The organism is Polaromonas sp. CG_9.11, from assembly GCF_015752225.1.
In the GTDB taxonomy this organism is placed as follows: domain Bacteria; phylum Pseudomonadota; class Gammaproteobacteria; order Burkholderiales; family Burkholderiaceae_C; genus Polaromonas.
The window spans coordinates 1-1469 of the sequence record NZ_JADOVE010000069.1; the positions used below are offsets into that span (position 1 = coordinate 1).

Here is a 1469-nt window from a genome sequence, read left to right on the forward strand (position 1 = left end):
GGCAGCCTCGCCAGTGGGCGCATGTCGATACCGTTCACCTCAACCCAGAAACCCCACACATCAAGGAGCCTCAAAACACGCAAAAAAAAGCCTGACTCACTTCACTTCAGGCGACAACTTCCTTGACAGCCACCGAGCTGGTTCCCGAGGTACTCGAGAAAGTGCCCGGCTACGGCGAGATAGCGCGCGCAAGCACTTGAGCTATACCTTGCCTTCGCGAGATGGTCCTTGAATTGCGACAGCAGCGCGCTGCACTGCGATAGATGATCTGACATGGCGTTTCTCCTTGGATGGGATGAGTCCCAGCTCAAGGATGCACATACCAAAATAATACGCAGCAAAACGACCCTCGATCTCAATCAGACCATGCCTCGCTGAACCTCCTTCACATTATTCGGTCCTGCTGATTACCCCAGTTATCTCGAGCTCGCGATAACAGCGGCACACCGCCGAAGAAACGCAGCGCCTGCGCCGTCGCCCCCAGCCAGTCGGCCGTGGTTTCGCGCGCCGTGGCGTAGGCGAAGGTGTAGCTCGACGCGCCCAGGGCGCCAACGAAGATATGGGCGCGGCTGCCGTCCGACAGGGCCAGCGTGGGCCCGGCATAGTCGATGAACAGCTTCTCGCCGGCGCGGTGGATCTGGCGCATCGAGCGCTTGAGGCTTTTGGCAAAGCGCCGGTAGTTCTCGCAGAACTGCGAGTAGCTGTGGGTGGTTTCGCCGGGGTGCTGGCCGACATGCTCGTGCCACAGCAGCATCAGTGTCATGCCTTTGCGCCGGAGTTCCTGGTGCAGGCGAGCGAAATCGGGCCGCACAAAGGCGCTAGCTCGCTGAGGGGTGCCCGCCAGGCGGCTGTGCAGGGCCGCCTCGTCGAGCACCTGAATCTGGCTCCAGTCCAGCTTTGCTGCACTGGCCAGGGCGACGTATTTGGCAACGACGCCTTTGGAGATGTTCAGGGCTGCGGCAATGCGCTCATGCGACAGATGGGCTTCGAGTTTGAGACGCAGGACGTCCTTGATTTTGCGCATAGTGATCCTTCGGGTATCGGGCAAGCTGGCTCCAGCAAAAAGCTGGCAAGACTACCCGTATTGGTTGAGAAGAAATATGCGCAGCACTACACGCTGCGTTTGATGCCATTCTGGTGTCGTGACCATCGATTCCGGCCTCGTGACCGGTCATTGCGGGCAAGGCAAAAATCGGTCACGATCGACCGGAATCAGCGGTCACGACAATCCAGAATCACCGGTCACGATCCGCCGGAATCACCGGTCACGATCGACCGGAATACCCAGCGTGGTATTCCTGCGAGAAAAACCTCAAGACGGTAAAAAACCACCGGATGGGGTTGATGTGTTGGCGCCGATTGAATATTGACCAGGGGGGGGTGCGGCGGAAATCTTGGACTGGTTTATGCCGGAATTCCAAGGCTATCCCGGTATTCGAGGGGACTAAGTGAGCCGAGGGATATTTTGA

At 58.5% G+C, this 1469-nt stretch carries 1 pseudogene; it reads right to left on the bottom strand.

Annotated features, from left to right (window positions below):
* Nucleotides 1-439 precede the first annotated feature (439 nt).
* Nucleotides 440-1024: pseudogene (locus IWX85_RS20125) on the bottom strand (IS21 family transposase); the annotation flags it as partial.
* Between the last annotated feature and the right edge of the window lie 445 nt (nt 1025-1469).